17 protein-coding genes and 2 pseudogenes are annotated in these 18,485 nt (G+C 35.3%); 11 read left to right on the top strand and 8 right to left on the bottom strand.

Going from position 1 to position 18,485, the window contains the following annotated elements; genetic code table 11:
- Positions 1-16: 16 nt before the first annotated feature.
- On the top strand, positions 17-1,201 hold the full coding sequence (locus MJ631_RS03350) for a ribonuclease D (protein WP_012481740.1): 1,185 nt from the start codon (positions 17-19) through the stop codon (positions 1,199-1,201).
- On the opposite strand, the gene coaE is transcribed toward MJ631_RS03350, so the two are convergent.
- Positions 1,191-1,769, bottom strand: coding sequence for a dephospho-CoA kinase (gene coaE / locus MJ631_RS03345; protein ID WP_007302729.1), 579 nt, complete (start codon positions 1,767-1,769; stop codon positions 1,191-1,193). The genes MJ631_RS03350 and coaE overlap by 11 nt on opposite strands.
- 135 nt (positions 1,770-1,904) lie before the next feature.
- On the opposite strand from coaE, the gene MJ631_RS03340 reads away from it, so the two are divergent.
- From MJ631_RS03340 to metG, 3 genes are all read left to right on the top strand, one after another.
- Positions 1,905-3,308, top strand: coding sequence for an NAD(P)H-dependent flavin oxidoreductase (locus tag MJ631_RS03340; protein ID WP_052264766.1), 1,404 nt, complete (start codon positions 1,905-1,907; stop codon positions 3,306-3,308).
- Between the two features lie 83 nt (positions 3,309-3,391).
- Positions 3,392-4,306 carry a hypothetical protein gene (locus tag MJ631_RS03335; protein WP_096097170.1) on the top strand — a complete coding sequence of 305 codons (915 nt, stop codon included), beginning with the start codon at positions 3,392-3,394 and terminating at the stop codon, positions 4,304-4,306.
- Between the two features lie 126 nt (positions 4,307-4,432).
- Positions 4,433-5,962, top strand: a complete 1,530-nt coding sequence (metG, locus tag MJ631_RS03330) for a methionine--tRNA ligase (RefSeq protein WP_052264938.1) — start codon at positions 4,433-4,435, stop codon at positions 5,960-5,962.
- On the opposite strand, the gene MJ631_RS03325 is transcribed toward metG, so the two are convergent.
- On the bottom strand, positions 5,959-7,458 hold the full coding sequence (locus MJ631_RS03325) for a WH2 domain-containing protein (protein ID WP_262986658.1): 1,500 nt from the start codon (positions 7,456-7,458) through the stop codon (positions 5,959-5,961). The genes metG and MJ631_RS03325 overlap by 4 nt on opposite strands.
- Positions 7,459-7,555: 97 nt before the next feature.
- Between MJ631_RS03325 and MJ631_RS03320 the strand changes: the two genes are divergently transcribed.
- Entirely contained in the window at positions 7,556-7,723 is a 168-nt protein-coding gene (locus MJ631_RS03320; RefSeq protein ID WP_246485284.1) for a hypothetical protein, read from the top strand.
- 147 nt (positions 7,724-7,870) lie between these two features.
- Here MJ631_RS03320 and MJ631_RS03315 read toward each other — a convergent pair whose 3' ends face one another.
- The 3 genes from MJ631_RS03315 to MJ631_RS03305 form a co-directional block, all read right to left on the bottom strand.
- Complete coding sequence (locus tag MJ631_RS03315; RefSeq protein WP_256365558.1) at positions 7,871-8,002, bottom strand: hypothetical protein; 132 nt, start codon at positions 8,000-8,002, stop codon at positions 7,871-7,873.
- The gene (gene ltrA / locus MJ631_RS03310) at positions 7,999-9,546 is read right to left on the bottom strand and encodes a group II intron reverse transcriptase/maturase (RefSeq protein WP_019236826.1); all 1,548 of its coding nucleotides are present in this window, start codon (positions 9,544-9,546) and stop codon (positions 7,999-8,001) included. The genes MJ631_RS03315 and ltrA overlap by 4 nt, the downstream gene beginning before the upstream one ends.
- Positions 9,547-9,981: 435 nt before the next feature.
- A complete protein-coding gene (locus MJ631_RS03305) occupies positions 9,982-10,218 on the bottom strand; it encodes a hypothetical protein (RefSeq protein WP_246111572.1) in 237 nt (78 codons plus the stop codon).
- A 105-nt stretch (positions 10,219-10,323) separates the two neighbouring features.
- Between MJ631_RS03305 and MJ631_RS03300 the strand changes: the two are divergent.
- A pseudogene (locus tag MJ631_RS03300) lies at positions 10,324-10,719 on the top strand (hypothetical protein); the annotation flags it as partial.
- Between the two features lie 30 nt (positions 10,720-10,749).
- Here MJ631_RS03300 and MJ631_RS03295 read toward each other — a convergent pair.
- Entirely contained in the window at positions 10,750-11,088 is a 339-nt protein-coding gene (locus MJ631_RS03295; RefSeq protein WP_007302809.1) for an outer membrane protein assembly factor BamE, read from the bottom strand.
- Positions 11,089-11,217: 129 nt separating this feature from the next.
- On the opposite strand from MJ631_RS03295, the gene MJ631_RS03290 reads away from it, so the two are divergent.
- Together MJ631_RS03290 and MJ631_RS03285 are read left to right on the top strand one after the other, a co-directional pair.
- On the top strand, positions 11,218-12,207 hold the full coding sequence (locus MJ631_RS03290; RefSeq protein WP_052264911.1) for a ribonucleotide-diphosphate reductase subunit beta: 990 nt from the start codon (positions 11,218-11,220) through the stop codon (positions 12,205-12,207).
- A gap of 75 nt (positions 12,208-12,282) precedes the next feature.
- A pseudogene (locus MJ631_RS03285) lies at positions 12,283-12,948 on the top strand (IS6 family transposase).
- A gap of 781 nt (positions 12,949-13,729) precedes the next feature.
- Here the strand turns inward: MJ631_RS03285 and MJ631_RS03280 are convergent.
- A complete protein-coding gene (locus tag MJ631_RS03280; RefSeq protein WP_262986657.1) occupies positions 13,730-14,467 on the bottom strand; it encodes an ankyrin repeat domain-containing protein in 738 nt (245 codons plus the stop codon).
- Positions 14,468-14,624: 157 nt separating this feature from the next.
- On the bottom strand, positions 14,625-15,422 hold the full coding sequence (gene ygfZ / locus MJ631_RS03275) for a CAF17-like 4Fe-4S cluster assembly/insertion protein YgfZ (protein ID WP_214303393.1): 798 nt from the start codon (positions 15,420-15,422) through the stop codon (positions 14,625-14,627).
- 112 nt (positions 15,423-15,534) lie between these two features.
- Between ygfZ and MJ631_RS03270 the strand changes: the two genes are divergently transcribed.
- The 3 genes from MJ631_RS03270 (at position 15,535) to MJ631_RS03260 (ending at position 18,364) form a co-directional block, all read left to right on the top strand.
- On the top strand, positions 15,535-15,825 hold the full coding sequence (locus tag MJ631_RS03270) for a co-chaperone GroES (protein ID WP_007302813.1): 291 nt from the start codon (positions 15,535-15,537) through the stop codon (positions 15,823-15,825).
- An 89-nt stretch (positions 15,826-15,914) separates the two neighbouring features.
- Positions 15,915-17,573, top strand: a complete 1,659-nt coding sequence (groL, locus tag MJ631_RS03265; RefSeq protein WP_007302814.1) for a chaperonin GroEL — start codon at positions 15,915-15,917, stop codon at positions 17,571-17,573.
- Positions 17,574-17,860: 287 nt separating this feature from the next.
- Positions 17,861-18,364 carry a protein-disulfide reductase DsbD domain-containing protein gene (locus MJ631_RS03260; RefSeq protein WP_019236345.1) on the top strand — a complete coding sequence of 168 codons (504 nt, stop codon included), beginning with the start codon at positions 17,861-17,863 and terminating at the stop codon, positions 18,362-18,364.
- Positions 18,365-18,485 lie beyond the last annotated feature (121 nt).

Here is an 18,485-nt window from a genome sequence, read left to right as displayed (position 1 = left end):
ACTGAATAAAAAATATATGCTAATTAGTACGACATCGGAGCTGGAGAATGCATGTGAAGAATTGATGGCAAAAGATCCAAAATTTATAGCAGTGGACACAGAGTTTATTAGAAACAATTTAACCTACTATCCTAGATTATCACTAATTCAAATTTCTTACGGAGAGAAGAGTTTTATTGTAGATGTGTTAGTACCGGGAATTGACTTATCGCTTATTAAGAAAATAATGCTGAATCGAGAAATAACCAAAGTTTTTCATAGTTGTCGGCAAGACATAGAATCCTTACTCACCGTGCTTAAATGTGTTCCTACTCCCATTTTTGATACCCAAGTTGCTGCTATGTTTTGTCATTATTATCACGACTTTATTGGTTATTCAAAAGTAGTAGAGCAATATCAGGGGGTAGCGCTGGATAAAATTAAAGCTAAAAATTCAGATTGGTTAAAACGGCCATTATCTGAGGATCAATTAGATTATGCAGTAAATGACGTGATACACCTATATGACCTACACCAAATATTGTGCAATAAACTTGAAGAAAATAATAGGATGGGCTGGTTTCAAGAAGAGATGGAATCAATAGTTGATGTCAATAAGTATTTGCATAATCCAAAAGATGCATGGAAGAGGATTAAATTTAATTATGAAGCAAATCCAAGGTTGATGTTAACTGTTAAAGCAGTTAGTGAGTGGCAAGAGACCTTAGCACAGCGTTACAATATAAATCGTAATAAGGTAGTCAATAATGCCGTAATAACTGGTTTAATTGAAAAAAACGTGGAACATATTGATGACATTTTAGATGACCTTAAGAGAAACACAAAAAATATAAAAGAGGAAGATTTATTAGAATTTATAGATATTTTCAATGAGAATGAGAAGGAATTTGTGCAGCAAAATTATACTCTGTCGGATAATTATGATAAATCTGTCTTTGATATACTCTCGATTATTTTAGAGAGCAAATGTAAGGAAAATAACATATCGAGAAAGTTAGTTTCGTCAAAAGATGAGTTAGCTGGATCAATATCTGGGAAGATAGATAAATTGTTCAAGGGATGGAGATATGATTTTTTCGGCAGATCAGTAGAATCGTTTTTGAATGCAGGCTCAAGGTTTGAAATTTTAATGGTAAAATCTGCTGATAGTACAGCTAAAATTCGGAGTAATCTTGTGGAGAATAACCGTATCACGTGTTGAGGTCTAACGAGTTTATTATATCTTTCACTTGAGAAAGAACATTTGCGCTGGTATCGATGATAAAGTCGCTCATTTGCTTTTTTTCTTCAATAGGGAGCTGAATACTAGACATTAGATCCAGCTTTTTTTTATCCATATTACGCTCACTAATCCTTTGAGCTTGCACAACGCTATCTGCATGGATAAAAACAATAAAATCGCAATACAAATGGAATCTCGTTTCCAGCAGGAGTGGAATGTCTAGAACTAGAAGTTTTCTGTTGTTTTCTTTCTCATGAGCAATAAAAAATTCTAATTCATTTTGCACAGCGGAATGTACTAAAGACTGGAATTGCTTCCAATTTTCATCATGTGCTAAAAAATATTTAGACAATACTGTTCTATCAATTTTTCCATTTACTACTACCCCAGGAAATTTTTCTTCTGCATAACTTATTATGTTTTTGTCCACTTTATAAAGCTGGTGTACGACAGAGTCAGCATCAAACAAAGCGGCACCAAATTCTTTAAAGCAATTGGCTACAAAGCTCTTTCCGACTGCAATTCCACCTGTTAGACCTATTATCATATATCAAAGACTTCTTAAAAAGAATATGTGTCGTAGCTGTTATGTCTACTTAAAACTGAATTTGTGTGCATTAAAAGAAAAGCTATTATTTTTTTAGCAATCAAGTAAAATAGAGTGAAAGATTAAGAGGAAATTTTGAAAAATAAGATAAAAAAGATAGCAATTTCAGGGAAGGAAGTATGGCCAATCATCGAGGGCGGCAAAGGCATTGCAGTCAGTGATGGAAGGTCAAGTGGAGCATTTGCTGCAGCAGATGCTGTTGGTACGTTTTCTGGTGCAAATGCTAAACTTATTGATGACAATGGTGAGTTGGTGCCGCTGATTTATAGAGGTAAAACAAGAAATGAAAAGCATGAGGAATTAATTAAGTATAGTATTGAGGCTGGAGTTAGTCAAGCAAAAATAGCGAATGAAATATCAAAGGGCCGTGGAAGAATACATATGAATGTGCTTTGGGAAATGGGAGCAGCAGAACAAGTCCTTCATGGCATATTAGAAAAAGCAAAAGGTTTAGTTCATGGCATCACTTGCGGTGCTGGTATGCCTTACAGGCTTGGAGAAATTGCAGCTAAATATCAAGTTTATTACTACCCTATTATCTCATCGGCGCGCGCTTTTAAAGCGTTGTGGAAACGTGCTTACCAAAAAATATCTTCTTTTTTACTTGGTGGAGTAGTATATGAGGATCCGTGGCTTGCTGGTGGTCACAATGGACTCAGTAATAGTGAAGACCCAGAATTACCGCAGGCTCCATTTGAAAGAGTTGCAGAGCTTAGATCTTTCATGAATGAGGTCGGTCTTTCTGAAACGCCAATTGTTATGGCGGGGGGAGTGTGGAATTTGAAGGATTGGGAACATTGGTTTGACAATTTACAAATCGGACCAATAGCTTTTCAGTTTGGCACTCGTCCACTTTTAACAAAAGAAAGTCCGATTTCTACAGAATGGAAAAAGAAGTTACTTACTTTAGAAGAAGGTGATGTATTTTTAAACAAATTTAGTCCAACAGGATTTTACTCATCTGCAGTAAGAAATAGCTTCATATATGAGCTACAGGAACGAAATTCACGTCAAATGAAATTTTCAGAAAATGTGAGTGGAGAGTTTAATAATGAATTTGCAATGGGTAGCAGAGGTAGAAAGATTTACCTCACTGCAAAAGACAAAGAGCTAGCAAATGCATGGATTAAAGCAGGGTATACAGAGGTAATGAAAACTCCAGATACAACTGTTATTTTTGTGACGCCAGGCAAATTTGCGGAAATAAGACAAGATCAAATTAATTGCATGGGATGTTTGAGCCATTGTCTGTTTAGCAATTGGAAAGATCATGGTGACCATTCAACAGGGCGAAAGCCAGATCCACGGAGTTTCTGTATACAAAAGACACTGCAAAACATTGTACATGACGGCAATGTTGAAAATGAACTCATGTTTTCTGGGCACAATGTGTACAAATTTAAGCAAGACCCATTTTATAAAAATGGTTGCATACCGACAGTAAAAGAATTGGTAGATAGAATATTGGTTGGTTTATGACTAACTTGACAAGAAGACATTATTCTATATAATTTATAGTAATAATTGTTTATTAATTTAATCTTAATTTGAGGGGAATATCTATGCGCGATAGTGTTTTAAAAAGGTACGCACTTGCCTATATAAAAGAAAATGGCAGTGATAAGAATGTTCAAGAATTTTTACGTTCTCGTGGTATGCAAAATATTGAGAACTGGAGTGATAAAAATTTTGAAAATGCGTATAAGGAATTTAGGCGCTATAACCCAACTAATGAACACAATATAGGAAGTGATCGACGTGATAGTAGGCAACAACCTACAAGCCCTCAGGTTACACACGTACATGTACACAATAATAGAGGTTTAGATTTTTGGGATTATTTACTACTTAGCAACCTGTTTAGTGGTCATACTACAGTGATAAATAACCTTGGTTCCGGTAGCAGTAACCAGCCATGCAGAGAAGATAAGAAAAAAGACGCAGAAGACAACAGGAAATTATTAGCTTTAGGGATAGTAGCTGTAGTTACGTGTGTTGCTTTCCATGCTTTAATGTGTGTTTGGTACAACAGCAGCGAAAAAACGGCTAGAAAATCAGAAAAGGTAGATTACCTGGATAATAAACTTAAAATGTTCAGAAATATAGAATTTGCAGTTGGTGCAATTTCTTTAGCAGCTTTGGTAGGTTGCGCTATTAACCCAGTCTTACCAGTTTGGGGTTTAGTCATTCTTGGTATTAATTCTCTTGTATGTTTTGCTGGTGGTGTGGCTTTTCATATGAAACATGAGAAAGAGTCAGAAAATATTAAGAAGGCTGAAGAAGCGGTAATTAACTATCATAAATCAGAACCTGGATATGATTTGGGAGATTCTTCTAATCTTGAACCACCACCTCCTTACTCTCCTCAAGATCCTAATACTGCTTCAAGTGCTCCTTCTTATGATGGCACACCTGGGTATGCATTTGGTGATCCTAATGCGACACAACAGTTTGGAGGTTGTGCTGCTAAACCATAAGTTACTAATCGAGAATACCGCTGCAACGCGCAGCGGTATAATGGATTTTCAGATTGCTTGTCTGGTAGGATATGTATTGATTTTTATTACTAGTGCAGATACGATAAAGCTTTAAACTAGTACAAAATGGAGCAATTTGAGAGCTTTTACATCACTACGCCAATATATTACGTAAACGACAAGCCACATATCGGCCACGCATATACTTCCCTTATCTGTGATGTTACAGCTAGATTTATGAAATTAGCTGGAAAGAACGTCAAATTTACTACTGGTACAGATGAACATGGACAAAAAATTGAAAAAGCAGCTAAAACAAAGGGAATAGAGCCAAAAGAATTTACAGATGAAATAAGTGTTACGTTCAGAAAATTAGCTGAGCTAATGAACTTTAATTCTGATGATTTTATCCGCACCACAGAAGAACGTCATGAACAAGCAGTTATAGCTCTATGGAATAGGCTTGAAGAGAGAGGGCAAATATATCTGGATTCTTACTCAGGTTGGTATTCAGTTCGTGACGAAGCGTTTTATCAGGAATCAGAGTTGATAGATGGCAGAGCACCAACAGGCGCTGAAGTTCAGTGGATAAAAGAAGAGAGCTACTTTTTTCGTTTGTCAAGTTGGCAAAATAAATTACTAGAGTTATACGAAAATCATCCGAATTTCATCTTTCCTGAGAGCAGAAAAAACGAGGTGGTATCGTTTGTAAAATCAGGACTTACTAACCTTTCGATTTCTCGTACTAGTTTTAATTGGGGAATAAAAGTACCAGGGAATGACAAGCACGTAATTTATGTTTGGATAGATGCGCTCACTAACTATCTCACGTCAATAGGCTTTCCTAATATAGAAGATGAGGAATATAAGAAGTTTTGGACAAACTCCTTCAACATTCATGTGATCGGTAAAGACATATTGCGTTTTCACGCTGTATACTGGCCAGCTATTCTTCTTGCAGCAGATTTACCACTGCCAAAGCAAATTGCAGTTCATGGTTGGTGGCTAAACGAGGGGGAAAAAATATCCAAATCCCTTGGTAACGTTATAGATCCAATTAATCTTGCAGAAGAGTTTGGTGTTGATCAACTACGCTATTTTCTCCTTCGGGAAGCAAGTTTCGGTCAAGATGGTAATTTCAGTAAGAAGAACATGATCAGCCGCATAAACTCAGAGCTGGCAAACAATATAGGCAATTTAGTGCAAAGAACAATTTCATTTCTGCACAAGCAATGCTTTGGAGTTGTACCAGTGGTCGATCGCAATTTGCTTAAAGATGATGAGAGTTTACAAAATTGCAAAGCCATAATTGATCAAGTAATGGATCATCTATCAAAGTATGAATTTAACCAGATTATACTCCTGATTATCAATATCTCTTCCAAGGCCAATGCTTACATAGATAAAAGTGCACCCTGGACACTCAGTAAAACCGATAGAGAGCGCATGAATTTAGTGATTTATAAATTACTCGAATATATCAGAATAATTGGTATTTTATTGCAGCCAATTGTTCCAAAGTCAGCAGAAATAATACTTGACCAATTACAGACTCCAAAAGAACAACGTGATTTAAAATCTCTGTGCAACGCATGTGTAAGCTTAGGTGTTACATTACCTAAGCCTACGCCGATTTTTTTGAGGTTTGATATTTAAAGAACCCTTAGTAAACCAGGCTGAATTGGTCGTTGTGTAGTTAATTTGCTTAGTTCAACAGAATCAACAAAGGTACCTTGCTGTTTTGATGTGTTTATACCGTTGTCTACTTTGGAAGAAATGACTTTATTTTTGTTTTGATCAAGCTGCTTTATGATCTCGGCTACAGGAGGATTTGATGAATCTTCTACCTCACCTGGTTTTGTTGAAGAAGAAGCTGAATATGGATAATTATCCCTATTCTTCATTTTCTCTTGTTTTATATTATCACACTGAAAAGACATAGAATCTTGGGATGTATCCCACTCTTCATCATCAGATACATTACTACTATTGCTCAATAAATTATTACTAGGGCTATTTAGTAATGGATTTTCACTGGACATTATATTCTTTAATACTATTGGTAAGTTTAGCGGTTTTACGGGTTTCTTTAGCTCTTTATTGGACGTGTTATTTGGTTCTATAAGTGATTCTTCCAAACTACAAAGAGAATCATCTTGTTTGTCTAAGGAATCTAGCTCTTCATCTTGAAAACCACTTTTATTTCTTTGCTTTAGAACTTTGCTTTTCAAACCCTCATTCATATAATTTCCTTGTTGAATACTCTCACTATTGTTTTGCTCTTTGTCAGTTTTTTGATTTTCAACTTTCCTTATTTGATGTACTTCTTTGTTTCGCGATTGTACGTCGCTCTCTTGCTTTTCAGCAACACTTTCCTCCTCTTGTTTTTGAGGTATTTTTAAACCATCCTTTGGAACTGGCTTCAAAATAACACCTTTTCTTATCTGTTCAAGCAGATCAGAACGATCATGCTTAGATTCATTAGCCTTTTTCGGTGCACCATTCTTAGGTTTCTCCGTATACTTGGAAGCTGTAGGAGGAGGCGGCGGAGATGGTAGTGGTGCAGCATTTTGTGGCAATGGAGGAGGTGGTGGAGGTAGTAGTGGTACAATGGGTATTCCAGACATTACTGGAAATGATGGTGTAGGAGTATTGCTATGTTCAAGTCCTTTTGCTTTCTGTAAATCTTGTGATTGTTTTCTACCAGGATCAACTCCTTTCTCGCTGTTTATTGCAGAAAGGTATGAATAGATAAGATATGCAGCTAAGCTCAACATAACCGATGCAGAAACAAAAGCAATAACTGCAGAAGAAACTGGCACTGCAGCACTACTTAATACTGCTGAAATGATAAAATACGTGCATACTCCAGCTACAGGACCGGATGTACACAATAACAAAATAGCAATTGAATATTTTAAGGCAGTTGCCTTTTTTTGTTCTGCTACAGATGACTTTTGATTTTCACTATCAGAGTGTACACCATTATGTTGTTCAGTCATAGGTTTTTTCGGCACACCCTGTTTAGTATTGCTTCTATCATTTTTAGTTTTGTCACTCGCATTATCTTCTTCTTTATGACTGAGCGCTATTTCTGGATTCTTAACATGAGTACTATTCTTGCTTCCTTCATCTGCATTTTTGCTATCCACATTATTTTTTTCTTGTATTTTCTTAAATAGTGGATTTTCTGCAAAATTAAGAGATGATTGTTGAACAGGACTCTTAGATTGACCTTTTTTTGGTTCAGTGCGACTGCTAATTCCTGATGTAGCCAAATTAGAAGGTTTTTTATTATCCTGTGGAGGTGTCCAATTCTTTAAACCTTCGAGTGGTAAAGGAGGTGGTGGTGGAACTGATGCAGGTATTTTATTATTAGATGAATCAGTAGTAGGAATTTCTCTTCCTTATTATTAATATAATGTTATTAACAATTAAATTATTAGTACTTGTTAATAATTTTTGAGTAAGTTAACATTAAGATAATAAAATAAAAAGGAAAGAGAGAGGAGCAGTCTTCTAAGAAGAAATAGAAGCTATCTTAAACCTCAAGTCATCACTTTTTTACCACAGGTCAGGTAAGGAAGCAGTATTACTACTACCCCCTCCCTTAGAAACGCAGCATGCAGGTTTCCCCACACTACGCTTGAGCCCCTTATCTAAGTTCTTCTTTTCTAGAACCGGCTTGTCCTTCATGATTCCTCAGGAAACATCATTCTTAATGGTGACACCAACAGTAGAGAACCTTCTCTTGAAAAGGAGCTTGCTAACATTCTTGTTCGTTTCACTCTCTCATCAAAATACTTTTTCCATTTTAAGTCAAGGGGATTTGCATCCGCTCTGATTTTAACATGTCGTCTGATAGGTATATCAATCAGCTTAAGCAGTCTTAAATACCGTATCTCTTTTGGTTTGTTCTTGCATATGGGTGCAGCAAAAACCCATTGGCGTTGACCCATTACTTTGAAGTAACGATTCTTTATCCAACGTAATCCTTTACGAGGATGTCTTTTCTTTGCCCATTTCCATAAACTATGCCAAATTTCATTGTCGATCTTTCTAAACGCTTTTTTAGCACACACATGGTGATAGTAATTTCCCCATCCTCTCAGTAGAGAGTTGAGTGACTTAATTACTATAGCCTGAGTGTTCGCTATATTTGCTTTTATCAATGTACGTGCTTTATTAAGAAGTCTTTTAATACTTTCTTTCGAAGGTTTAATAATTAACTTCTTATTATATCTACGTACATTACAACCAAGAAAGTCAAACCCTGTTGTAATAGATGTAATCTTTGTCTTCTCTTCTGACAGAATTAAACCTCGCTCATGAAGAAAAGATGATACTAAAGGCTTAACTTCCTTTTCCAGTACTTCATGTGTGAAACCTGAAATAATAAAGTCGTCTGCGTACCTGATTACATTCACTCCACTTCTGATTTTTCCTCTTCTTTTGCTACCTAATTTACCAAAGCGACTTTCTAATAACTGTTCAAGACCATCTAAGGTAAAGTTAGCTAGTATTGGAGAAATTATACTTCCTTGCGGAGTGCCAGCAGTTGTGGGATACAGAGTTTTCGATTCTAGGAAACCAGCTTTTAACCATCTATGAAGAATTTTCTTTTCCATAGGAATATGCTTCATAAGCCATTCATGGTTAATGTTGTCAAAGCACCCTTTGATATCACCTTCTAGTATCCATTGTGGTCGATTGCGTCTTGCCAGTAATAAGTGACAAGCAGCAATAGCATCCGCGCAGGATCTTTTAGGTCTAAAGCCATAGGAGTGACGATCACTGATCGTTTCAGCTATCGGTTCCAGAGCAAACAGATATAATGCTTGCATCGCTCTATCTTTTATCGTGGGTATACCGAGAGGCCTTCTTTTGCCATTAGATTTACTGATATAAATTCGTTTGAGCGGAGAAGGTTTATATCCTCTTTGTTTTAACAGCTTTATTCCTTGAAATTTAGCATTGCAAGTTGACCATAGTTGACGATCTACACCTGCTGTGGTTTTTCCTTGGTTTTCAGTTACTCTCTTAACAGCCAAAGCTTTTCCGCTAAAAGAGCGTGTGAGAAGATGTTGTAAAGCTTTTACCTTACCCCATCTTCCTTCTTGGACAGCCTTAACAATACGTCTTTGTAGCCTCACAATAACTTTCTGGCATTTCTTCCATGGCAATTGCTTCCATGCTTCAAAGCTTTCGGTAGATGCACTTACAGGTTTACTTGTAATCATCTGCTTTCCTACCTTAAGTGGTTAACAAAGTTTCTTGTCACGAGGGACCAAATGGAAGTCTGCTCGTTTTCACGCGAATTAATGTTACAAATTCTATCCATTTCGTTACAAAATGGCATTCGCTTTCTCCATTCTCCTTTACCTGCACTTCCATCAGCATTCCTTGCGGTTTGCTTGCCATGTAGGCGAAAATACAGGCTTACCCTGTTTCTCCAGTCATACAACAGTGGGTTAGGTGGCTTCTCTATACCGGTGGAGTTATTATTTGCGTACATCTAGAAATGAAAAATGTAACTTATCCACATTACCTTTTGGTCAGAGCTTATCAGCATCTTTAGCTCTTTCATCGTATCGGTACTTATAAAGCTTCACTTACGTTCACCATACCACTAGCCTAGCCCTCCAACCACATGATGCTTGCAGTTTATGCCCCTCTCACGATTGAGCATCTTCTTTTTCAAGAGGAGGTTCATTGTCCGCATCGCTTGGCACCAACCGGTTGCCCGATTCGCACTGATGCGTAGACTCAGACGGCAAAACATCTGGTTTAATAAGTTTTAGAATCCTTTCAGTTTCTTTCTGAATGAATTCCTCTCCTTTTAAACAATATGACCGAAGACTTTCAGGTCGCACCACATCATCGATGTTTTGGTATAGAGTAATCAGAATCATAAAAATAGCTTAGTGTTAGATATTTTTATGATAACCTCTCTTAAACAATTGATATTTTACAGTGTTTTTGGTAAAATAATAGCTTAAGGCTTAGAATAAAAGTTTATGAGTGAAGCACAAGGTCCAAATATTGCAGAATGGCAGGCACAGCAGCAACACCAGGAAGCCGCTAGTGAGAAAAGTGGTTTCGGTCTTGGTCATAGTGACTCTGTTGCAACAATTGTGGATGGAATGAAGTGGATGTTCAACTTTCATGAAGGAGCAATTGCTGCTTATAATAATGTGTTTGAAGGTTTGGTAAGTGGTAGCAGTCTAGTAACGTTATTTGGGAAATCAGGTAATATGTTTGGCATAAAATTTCTTGAAAGTCTTGCTGAATATTTTTCAGGTGGAGGTGGAGAAGATATGCCATCAGAAGGAATGGGTATGGACTACGGTGATGAGGGGCATCATCCGGATGATTATCCCCACTCTAACAATGAAATAGCTCAAAGTGCTGATACTTGTAATGAAAAATAGATCAGCAAATTTTCAATCAACAACAGCTAAAGACCTTTCTGCAACGTTGATTTCTCTTATATCTGTAACTTCGTCATTCTGATTAAACGAAATTTGCAGAGACTTACTACTGTACTTCCTTTTTCCCAAGAAGTTAGCTTGTTTAATTTTATATGAGACATAGTACCAAACATTTTCGTCGAACTTTGATACTAGTGTTGGCGATCCTAAAGTATGAACCACTTTTTCTCTATCATCACCTACTTGTATTTTGCTCCACAGTTCAATATTAATGCCAGGAACTCCGTGATTGTGAATAGTGTGAGTGCAGCTCACTGTAAATAATAAAATAAAAGATATTAATACTCGCATTTCGTCAATTAATTATTTGAAATCATAATACACTGATAAACTATCTGTCGTCAAATTTCAAAAAAGTTAAATTGACTGATTCTCAATATCATTTAATATAATATTTACTTCAAAATAATTAGGTACCTTATGTCATTGCTAGAAGCAGATCCAATATACAAGCCTTTTAATTATCCTTGGGCATATGATGCATGGTTGCAGCAACAAAGGATACACTGGATACCTGAAGAAGTTCCGCTTGCTGATGATGTGAAAGATTGGAAAACTAAACTTTCGAATGTAGAGAAAAATTTATTGACCCAGATTTTTAGGTTTTTTACTCAAGCAGATATTGAAGTAAATAACTGCTATATGAGGCATTATTCAAATATATTTAAGCCAACAGAAATATGTATGATGCTTGCAAGCTTTTCCAATATGGAGACTATACACATTGCAGCCTATTCATACCTTCTAGATACGATTGGCATGCCAGAAAATGAATATCAAGCATTCTTAAAATATGATGCTATGAGAAAGAAGTATGAATATATGTTAGAATTTGAGGAAAGTAAAAAGCAAGATAAAAAACATGTTGCTAAAACTTTAGCAGTATTTGGTGCCTTCACTGAAGGATTGCAGTTATTTGCATCATTTGCAATTTTGCTCAATTTTCAACGGTTTGGAAAAATGAAAGGTATGGGGCAAATAATTGCTTGGTCAGCACGTGACGAAACCTTGCACACCAATTCAATTATCAATTTGTTCAATACGTTTATTAAAGAGAATAATGAAATTTGGAATGACGAGTTCAAAGAAGAATTATATTCTGCATGTCACACTATTGTTGAACTTGAAGATGAATTTATAAGTCTTGCTTTTGATTTAGGAGATGTTGAAGGGCTATCTGCAGAGGAAGTGCGCAATTATATACGTTACATAGCAAACAGAAGGTTAACGCAATTAGGTCTTAAATCTATATATAATGTTAAAGATAACCCTATTCCGTGGCTTGATGAAATACTAAATGGCGTGGAACATACAAATTTCTTTGAAAATAGAGTAACAGAGTATAGCCGTGCAGCAACTCAAGGCACTTGGGAGGAAGCTTTTGCTAAAAACGATACAAAAAGTGAATAGCAGTAACTTCGGTTCTGTCGCATTTGTAGGGAAGTAGAAAAAAGAATGATATAATTGTCTAAAAATAAAGCAAAGATGTTTCGTATCAATCAAAAATTATTGCCATCCTTCAAAGGATTTAGCTTTTCAGCGATGTTATCTGTATACATGAAATGTCGATTCTCTTTGAGCTATCGAGATTTGGAAGAAATTATGAGTATAGGGGGAGCAAAAATTGACCATGCTACGTTACAAAGTGGGTTATCACCACTGATAGATTAGGCAGTAAGGAAAAGAAAGAAGCAGGTTGGTAGTAGTTGGAGAGACCTACATTAAATTAAACGGTAAATGGGTTTATTTATATAGAGCACTATTGGTAATACTGTAGACTTCCTCTTGTGTGTTAGTAGAGACAAGTCTGCAGCACTTGCATTCTTTCGTAAAGCCTTCAGGAGTAACTATCTTCCTGAGAAAATTGTCATTGATAAAAGCGGCAGTAATACTGCTGCTCTTGATGATTTGAATGCAGAAATTTCTGAAGATTATAGAATCACAGTTCTTCAAATAAAATATCTAAATAATATTGTTGAGAGGTTTATCAAGAAGCGAATAAAGCCTATGCTTAGTTTTAAAAATTTTCATTCCGCAAAGATTACTATTACAGGTATAGAAAATATTCGCATGATTCAGAAAAAACAAATTATCGGAGCTAATGACAATGTTTCTACTTTTGAGAATTTTGCTATGTTAATGGCTCTATAACTCCTATAATCCCAGCTTTAATGATCTTCTTTTCTATGGTTTATAGATGCAACAGAACCAGATAGGTTGCTGTGTAAAAATTTGGGAAATGTTTTTGTTAGTATTAAAAATTACATAATGTGTATTATGGAAAATATAAGAAACACAAGCTTTCAGCAAGAGAAAATGCAATTTTTGCTCTTCTCAAACAGCATAAAAAAGTGCCTGTTGAACCTCCAGATTAATGCTCAAAAATGTTCAATTGATACTTTAAAAGTATCACTTCAAAAGCACTTAAAAATTTTATCTTTTAGGAAAAATTTTCCAAGACTACCCCCTTATTGGCTTTTGTTAGAAAAATATTAAAACTATAACCAAATATGTAATCTTTTATATGATTGTATTAGCTTAGCTCCCTTAATGGTTGTTTCTTTTTTTTTTAAAATATTAAAATAAATATAACTTTTCAGAGTTATCCACAGTTTTTTTATTCTCAATTATATATTAGTATTTGGAGATCATATTTATTATAGATCTCCAAAGTACTCAGAAATGTAAAGTTATGTACTCTACTAGGTTATCAACTTAGTTATTAACAATTCTGTGAATAACTAAAACAAGAAAAAGGGGCTTCTAATCAAATGGAAATAGTGTCATTCTTTAAAAAACGACGCTAAAAACATTGTTTCTGTTCGAGCAATGGTTACACCTATTATCAGATCTAGGTACCCTGAATAGGATTAAGGGTACCTAACGAAGTAAAAAACTTGGAGAAAAGGAAGAAGTCTTTTCTTCCTTTTACTTAATTTGGCTGAGGCAAACCTTGTTCTGTTGCCGACCTTGATGTGTCAGGATTTTCTATCTTAGTAGATACTGCATATGTAATACCACCAGCAATAAGTCCAGTGAGTACAGCAGCAGCTACAACTATACCAACTAAAACCAGTATTGGTAATGCAACACCAGCAGCAAAAAGTCCACCACCAACTGCTAATGCAGCTACAACACCACAAACACTACCAACTTTCATTGCCTTATACTTGTATTTATCCTCTGCCTTTTTTAAAAGCTGCTCTCTTTCTTTATCATAGGCAAAATCTCTTGCAGTCATTCCATAATCATTCTTTATAAAAGGATTAGCACCTGCATCTAGTAAAATTTGTGTTACCTCTTTGTAAAGACTCTCGTGCAAAGGAGTGTTGTTACAAAGATTTCGTGCATTAACATTAGCACCTGCATCTAGTAAAATTTGTGTTACCTCTTTTTCATGACTATTGTGCAAAGGAGTGTTTCCACAAGAATCTCGTGCATTAACATTAGCACCTTCGTCTAATAGATATTGTATTAACTTCTTCTTTTCCTCTAAGAGACAAAAATCTCCAACTACTAAATGCAATAATGTACTTTGATATCTATACTCTCTTTCCTCTAAGCTAAATAGATGATTTATATCAAATTCCTTCTCCTTCCACTCTTGATATGCATGTTCACATCTTTTTTGCAACAAGTCTTTAAGATCCAGATTATGATCATTCAACACACTTTTCCTAAACCAGAATAAAAGCTCTTCAATAGCCATAATATTTATAAAAACACTAATACTTTAATTATTATACATTTAAGCAAGAAAGTCAAGAATTTAACTAGTATCACAAACATTCAAACAAGAAAAAGGTGCTTTTACCCGAATAGATATTTTATAACGTCTTAATGCTAACTCCACCGACATATAAATTTGCGTGGCTTTTTCCAGTATTAAGCAATGCAAGTCCAATATTGTCGACACTAGAGCGTAGTTCTCCTACTTCTTCATTATGTTCACTGATTACTTTAGTGCCAATATTTGGAAGTGCATTTTTTCCCTCAACAAGGTAAAGTTTCCTTCTGAATTTTTCTTGTCTGCTCATTCGATTTACAACTTCCTGACCTATATAGCACCCTTTATTAAAGCTTATACCATTTATCTTATCGATTAAATATTGCAGCGGAAATGATGAATTTTGCACCATATCTTTTGCTCCATCTGGGACAAGGTTTTTAATTCTAACTTTTTCATACTGAATAAAATCTCCAACCGGTTCTTTTATTTCATCTTCATGTATGATCCTCATTCCTAGCAGCTTGTGCCTTGGATCTTGAAAAATAACTTGTGACTTACTACTACACTTCGCCAACTTAGCATCAAACAAAACTCCAACCTTATATAGTGAACTAATGTTTTTAATCCTCACTCTAAGGTAAGTTTTGAGCAAGTCTAATTTTTCAATTATTTGCTGTAGATGGGCATTTTCACACTCCAAATAAATATATTTATCATGCTCAATGAGGAAAAAATCGTACAGATATTTTCCCTGAGGGTTGAGTAATAAAGAGTAAATTGCCTGCTGGCTACTTAGTTTATTAATATCATTTGTTATAACACCCTGAAGAAAATCTCTCGTATCTGGTCCGTATAAAGATATTAGACTACGGTTTGCTAGCGGTATGTAACCCATAAAACTTCTGTTCAAATCTTAATTATACACTTTTACTAACTCCAACCCTTGAAATGTAACCTTTAGATGACTACATAGAATTGTAGGTTAATCTATTAATGAGGAAACATAAATGTCAAGTGTAAATTTGAATGTATTAGATGATAACGTGCTAATAAAGCCTATTACTGAAGAAAAACAAGGTGGAATTGTACTACCATCAAGTGCTGAAAAGAAGCCTACTAAAGGTGAAGTTATAGCAATTGGTAGTGGTTCACGCAACTCAAGCGGAGAGCGTATAGCTTTAACTGTAAAAACTGGTGATAAGGTTTTCTACAGGCAGTGGGCTGGCACAGAAGTAGAGCATGACAATGAAAAGTATGTCGTGATGAAGGAGTCAGACCTACTTGCTGTTATCAAGTAGGTATCCCTATTTTACTAAACTAATGCGCTATATAGTGCATTATGTATTTTAATATTCTAAATTTTTTATTAATTTAAGGAGTGATAAAAATGGCTAACATAGTAGTATCAGGCGAACAGTTGCAAGAAGCCTTTCGTGAAGTTGCAGCAATGGTTGACTCAACGGTGGGAGCAACTGCAGGGCCTAGGGGAAATACAATAGGAATTAGCAAGCCATATGGTGGACCAGAGGTCACAAAGGATGGCTATAAGGTAATGAAAGGTATAAAGCCTGAAAAACCATTACACTCTGCGATAGTAAGCACCATTGCTCAAAGTGCTTCTCAGTGTAATGACAAAGTTGGTGATGGTACCACAACATGCTCAATACTGACTAGCAATATGATAATGGAAGCTTCAAAGTCAATTGCAGCTGGAAATGATCGTATTTGTATCAAAAATGGAATACAGAAGGCAAAAGATGTGATATTAAAGGAAATTACATCAATGTCTCGCACAATTTCTTTAGAGAAAATGGATGAAGTTGCACAAGTTGCAATAATTTCTGCAAATGGTGATAAAGATATTGGTAATAGCATTGCTGATGCTGTTAAAAAGGTTGGAAAAGAAGGCGTCATCACTGTTGAAGAGAGTAAGGGTTCAAAAGAATTAGAAGTTGAACTTACAACTGGTATGCAGTTTGACCGTGGTTATCTCTCTCCATACTTTGTTACAAATAATGAAAAGATGAGCGTGGAGCTTGATGATCCATATTTGCTGATTACAGAAAAAAAACTTAATATTATTCAACCTTTACTTCCTATTCTTGAGGCTATTTTTAAGTCTGGTAAACCTTTGTTTATCATTGCAGAAGATGTTGAAGGTGAAGCATTAAGCACTTTAGTGATCAACAAATTACGTGGTCTAAAAGTTGCTGCAGTAAAAGCTCCAGGTTTTGGTGATAGGAGAAAGGAGATGCTCGAAGATATAGCAGCTTTAACAGGTGCTAAGTATGTCATAAAAGATGAGCTTGGAATCAAGATGGAAGATTTGACTCTTGAAGATCTTGGTACTGCTAAAAATGTTAAAATCACTAAAGACAATACCACAATTGTTAGTGAAGACAGCGACTGTGACAAACAAAACAGAGTAAATGCTAGAATTAACCAGATTAAATCTCAGATTGAAACTTCAACCTCTGATTATGACAAAGAAAAGCTAAGAGAGCGTTTAGCAAAATTATCAGGCGGCGTTGCTGTACTCAAAGTTGGTGGAGCAACTGAAGTAGAGGTAAAAGAACGTAGAGATAGAGTAGAAGATGCACTTCATGCAACAAGAGCTGCAATTGAAGAAGGGATAGTTCCAGGTGGAGGAGTTGCACTTCTTTACGCTGCATCTGCTCTTGATAAGCTAAAAGCTTCAAGCGATGAAGAGCAAATAGGTATCAACATTGTCAAAAAAGTTCTCAGTGCTCCAATCAAAAGATTGGTTAAAAATGCTGGTCTTGAATCTGCTGTTATAATTGACTATTTGATTAAGCAGAATGATAAAGAGCTTATATACAACGTTGAGGCTATGAACTACGCTAATGCATCAACAGCTGGTGTAATTGATCCGGCAAAAGTAGTTCGTATTGCTTTTGAAACGGCAGTGTCTGTAGCAAGCGCACTTATTACTACTGAATCTATGATAGTTGATCTACCAAACAAAGAAGAAAATGCTTCATCACCTATGGGTGCAGGAGCAATGGGCGGAATGGGTGGATTCTAAGTAAACAAGAGCCTTGGAGCAACTTGCTCCAAGGTATCTTTCTAGTTCTAAAAAGTCTTACATTTATAAAGGAAATAAATTTGTGATTTTCTATGCAAAGCCACTACTATTTATATTTGTTACGTCTCTTTAATATTATAACTGCTTAAAAATAAAAAAATAATATATGAAAGTTATAATTGCTAGTATATTACTATTAGTATAATATTATATTAATAAATGATTTATATAATATTTTTATTATAATAGATAGAACTTAAATTATTTTCTTCATAAATAGAGTATTTATGAAAATACGTATATACTCAATCCTACTTTTACTTTTTTCTTGCACTCAATTGTGCGCTGAAGAAGAAGTTGCAAAATTTGATCTGCTCATTGGTAAGATAAATAAAGCAAACCTTACCATTGAAGGCGCAATAAAGGTTACAATAAAACCAGGTTGGCATATATATTACAAAGACCCTGGAGATTTCGGCCTTCCTACTTCCTTTGACTGTCAGGGTAACATATCAAATATAGATATTCATTGGTCTACTCCCAAGGAACATGAAGATAAAGTTGGGGAAGTTACATTTGTTAGTAACATATATGAAGATATGGTGTTATTTCCCTTTAAAACTAATATCATTCCAAATCAGGAATACGTTGATATTAACTTTCATATAAAGTACGCAATATGTAAAGATAGGTGTATCCCTAAAAATGCCGAGATAAAAACCAGTCAACCACTAAAGGATTTTATAGATTCTGATATCAATAAACTCATAAATGAGTGGTACAAGAAGTAAGGTTAAAAAGCAAGAGCTTAACAACTATAGTTGAGAAAGAGCTTTAAAAGCCTTATGTGCAATTAAAGTCATTAATTATTTACTATATTATGTTAATATAGTAATATTAATTTTTTGATAT

Source organism: Wolbachia endosymbiont of Oryzaephilus surinamensis, assembly GCF_025617515.1.
GTDB lineage: Bacteria > Pseudomonadota > Alphaproteobacteria > Rickettsiales > Anaplasmataceae > Wolbachia.
The sequence above is the reverse complement of the archived record's forward strand: the minus strand, read 5'-3'. Positions and strand labels throughout refer to the sequence as shown.